Origin of the sequence: Aquitalea sp. FJL05 (assembly GCF_003852595.1) — a bacterium.
Taxonomy (GTDB): Bacteria; Pseudomonadota; Gammaproteobacteria; order Burkholderiales; family Chromobacteriaceae; genus Aquitalea; species Aquitalea aquatilis.
Window position 1 is genome coordinate 1 of record NZ_QAJS01000024.1, and the last position, 3,952, is coordinate 3,952.

Sequence of the window (3,952 nt, forward strand, 5' to 3'; positions counted from 1 at the left end):
CTGCCATGGCAGCCCTTGTGCACTACACGTAAAACGCCTGATGCCAGGCGCGCCGCCGCAGACAGTACAAGCAGTACGGCAAGGCGGCGCAACGCAGCAGCAGGTGTTTTAGCGCCCTAGCTCAGTACCACTCGGTCCCGGTCTTCTCGGTCGAGATGATGGTGCCGGCTTCGCCCTTCACGATCTTCTCGATGTCTTCCAGCGCGCCAATCACCGCACGCTTGCCGGTCAGACGGGCAAACTCGCAGGCGGCTTCCACTTTCGGACCCATCGAGCCGGCGGCAAAGCCCAGCTTGTCCATTTCGTCCGGGTGGGCGTGACGGATGGCCTTGGCTTCCGGGGTGCCCCAACCAACAAACACGCTCTTCACGTCGGTGGCGATGACGAAGTAGTCTGCGTCCACTTCACGGGCCAGCAGGGCCGAGGCCAGGTCTTTGTCAATCACGGCTTCCACGCCCACCAGCTTGTCGCCCTGGTACATGGTGGGGATGCCACCGCCACCAGCGGCAATCACCACGGCGCCTTTTTCGATCAGCCATTTGATCGGGCGCATTTCGAAGATGCGCTTCGGTTTCGGGCTCGGTACCACGCGGCGGTAGTAGTCGCCATCGGCCTTCACGGTCCAGCCGTGGCTGGCGGCCATGGCTTCGGCTTCTTCCTTGCTGTACACCGGGCCAACAAACTTGGTCGGGTTCTGGAAGGCCGGGTCGGCAGCGTCCACTTCGGTCTGGGTCAGAATGGTGGCCAGCGGCACTTCGAACGGCAGGACATTGCCCAATTCCTGTTCGATCATGTAGCCGATCATGCCTTCGGTCTGCGCACCCAGTACGTCCAGCGGATACGGGGTGACCTTGCCATCGACGTGGCGGGCATAGGCGTCGTTTTGCAGGCCCAGCAGGCCCACTTGCGGGCCGTTGCCGTGGCACATCACCAGGTTGTGGCCCAGGCGGGTGACGGCGGCCAGTTGTTCGGCGGCCACTTTGACGTTGGCGCGTTGGTTGTCAGCGGTCATGGCTTCGCCACGACGTTGCAGGGCATTGCCGCCCAGGGCTACGACGACTCGCATGGTGTTTCCTTTCCTGCCCCGCCCCGCTGTGCTTGGGGTGGCGGCGTTGACGGCCTGCTTGGGCAGTCCATCTGATTTCTGATGTGGTGGCCGGTCTGCCCGAGGGAAGACCGGGCCGGGATGGGGGTGAGATCCGGCTGAGTGAGGGGGGGCCGGATCTCGGGCCACTCCACGGCTTCAGGGGTGTGCCGTCGCGGAGGGTAAAACGGTGTGGCTGTCAGACTTCAATTACTGGCCGTGTGGCAAGGCCGTAGGGCTTTGCCACAAAGCCCATTCCGGTGTGGCTGAAGACTGATTCCACTCTGGCGAGGCAGCAAAGCCAGCGTAGCGCCTGCTGCTAGGCGCGCCGCCGCAGACAGTACAGGTCGTACGGCAAGGCGGCGCAACAACGCAGCAGGGCTTTGCCACCTTGCCCATTCCGAGGTGGCTGGCGAGCGAGCCACAGCAGGCCGGTGAGCGCCGCAGCACAGCTGCCGCAGTGGACATCAAGTCCATGAGGACAGCGCGCAGCGCCGACCACCGGGATGCAAAGGCGCAGCCGTCAGACGCCCGGAATTCAGTCACCCAGCGTGGCGACCAGGATGGCCTTGATCGTGTGCATGCGGTTCTCTGCTTGCTCGAAGGCAATGCAGGCTTCGCTCTCGAACACGTCTTCGGTCACTTCAATGCCATTGGACAGGTCCGGGTATTGCGCGGCAATTTCCTTGCCTACCTTGGTTTCGCTGTTGTGGTAGGCCGGCAGGCAGTGCATGAACTTTACTTGCGGGTTCTGTGCAGCAGCCATCAGCGCGGCATTCACTTGGTAAGGCTTCAGCAGGCGGATACGTTCGGCCCAGACTTCGGCCGGTTCGCCCATCGATACCCACACGTCGGTGTGGATGAAGTCAGTGCCCTTGACGGCTTCGGCGGCATCTTCGGTCAGGGTGATACGGGCGCCGGTCTTGGCAGCGATTTCACGGCATTCGGCTACCAGTTCGTCGGTCGGCCACAGGTGTTTCGGGGCGCCGATGCGGACGTCCATGCCCAGCTTGCTGCCGATTACCAGCAGGGAGTTGCCCATATTGTTGCGGGCGTCACCCAGGTAGGTGTAGCTGATTTGCGAGATCGGCTTGTCGCTGTTTTCCCACATGGTCAGCACGTCGGCCAGCATCTGGGTGGGGTGCCATTCGTCGGTCAGGCCGTTGTAAACCGGTACGCCGGCGAATTTGGCCAGTTCGTTCTCAACCATCTCTTGGTCGAAACCACGGTATTCGATGGCGTCATACATGCGACCCAGTACGCGGGCGGTGTCTTTCATCGATTCTTTGATACCGATCTGCGAGCCGGACGGTCCGAGGTAGGTAACGTTGGCGCCTTGGTCGTAGCAGGCCACTTCGAAAGCACAGCGGGTACGGGTGGAGGTCTTTTCAAAGATCAGGGCGATGTTCTTGCCCTTCAGGTGTTGCTGTTCGGTGCCGGTGTACTTGGCGCGTTTCAGGTCGCGGGCCAGGTCGAGCATGTAGCGGATTTCGCGCGGGGTGAAGTCCAGCATGCGGAGGAAGTTGCGGTTGCGCAGATTGAAAGCCATGGTAACACTCCTTGTTTCGGTGCCGGGTGGCGGGCTTGGGCCAACGCCACCGGGCGATATTGATGTGCTTGGTTTGCTGCTGGTGCAGCGACTTAGATCTTCACTTCGTCACGGATGATCGGGCAGGTCATGCAGTGACCACCGCCACGGCCACGGCCCAGTTCGGAGGCCGGAATCTCGATCACTTCCACACCGTGCTGACGCATCAGCTTGTTGGTATGGGTGTTGCGGTCGTAGGCCACCACCACGCGGCGATCCAGTGCCACCACGTTGTTGCCGTCATCCCATTGTTCGCGTTCGCGCTGGTAGGCATCGCCAGCGGTCTGGATGATGTGCACTTCTTTCAGGCCCAGTGCCTGACGCACCACTTCGGTGAAGGCCACGCCTTCGTGACGTTCGAAGCGGATTTCGCCTTCCTTGTCACCGGCATAGATGCTGGTGCAGACGATTTCGTTGACCACGTCCGGGAACACCGACAGCAGGTCGATATCCAGGAAGCTGAACACGGTGTCCAGGTGCATGGCAGCACGCGACTTGGGCATCTGGCAGGCGATGACGCGAGTAGCGCCGCCTTCCTTGCCCAGCACGCTCTTGGCCACTTGCACCACGGCTTGCGGGCTGGTGCGTTCGCCCATGCCGATGAGCACCACGCCGTTGCCGATCGGCATCACGTCGCCGCCTTCCAGCGTGGCCGGGCCGTGGTTCTTGTCACAGTCGCCCCACCATACTTTCACCTTGCCGGCGAAATACGGGTGGTGCTGGTAGATGGATTGCAGGATCAGGGTTTCCTGACGGCGGGCCGGCCAGTACATCGGGTTCAGCGTCACGCCTTCATAGATCCAGCAGGACGGGTCGCGCTGGAACAGGCTGTTCGGAATCGGCGGGATGACGAATTCGGACTGGTCCAGATAGCCGCCGAACAGGCCTTTCGGGTCAAACGGCAGTTCAAACTTGGCAATACCACCGATCAGGTGTTCGGCCAGTTGGGTAGACGGCATTTCGTCCAGCCAGCTGCGCAGGTCGGTCAGCATGCCGATCCCCACATTGTCGGCCTTGACCTTGCGGTCCAGCAGCCAGCTACGGGCGGCCTTGTCGTCCAGCACCTGGGCCAGGGCGTCGTGGGCTTCGATCACGTGGATGCCGCGCGCACGCATTTGCTCAACCATGAAGGCGTGGTCTTTTTGGGCGCGTTCAACCCAGATCACGTCATCGAACAGCAGGTCGTGGCAGTTGTCGGGGGTGAGACGTTTGTGGGCCAGGCCCGGACGGCACACCATCACGCTACGCAGCTTGCCGCATTCGGAATGAACACCAAATTT

General features: G+C 61.8%; 3 protein-coding genes. All 3 read right to left on the minus strand.

Annotation, left to right across the window (positions count from 1 at the left end; genetic code table 11):
- Positions 1 to 121: 121 nt before the first annotated feature.
- On the minus strand, positions 122 to 1,066 hold the full coding sequence (gene arcC, locus DBR44_RS19305) for a carbamate kinase (RefSeq protein ID WP_124645612.1): 945 nt from the start codon (positions 1,064 to 1,066) through the stop codon (positions 122 to 124).
- 556 nt (positions 1,067 to 1,622) lie between these two features.
- Positions 1,623 to 2,633, minus strand: coding sequence for an ornithine carbamoyltransferase (locus tag DBR44_RS19310; RefSeq protein ID WP_124645613.1), 1,011 nt, complete (start codon positions 2,631 to 2,633; stop codon positions 1,623 to 1,625).
- A 92-nt stretch (positions 2,634 to 2,725) separates the two neighbouring features.
- Positions 2,726 to 3,952, minus strand: a 1,227-nt coding sequence (locus DBR44_RS19315; RefSeq protein ID WP_148090027.1) for an arginine deiminase, incomplete at its 5' end; no start/stop codon positions are given.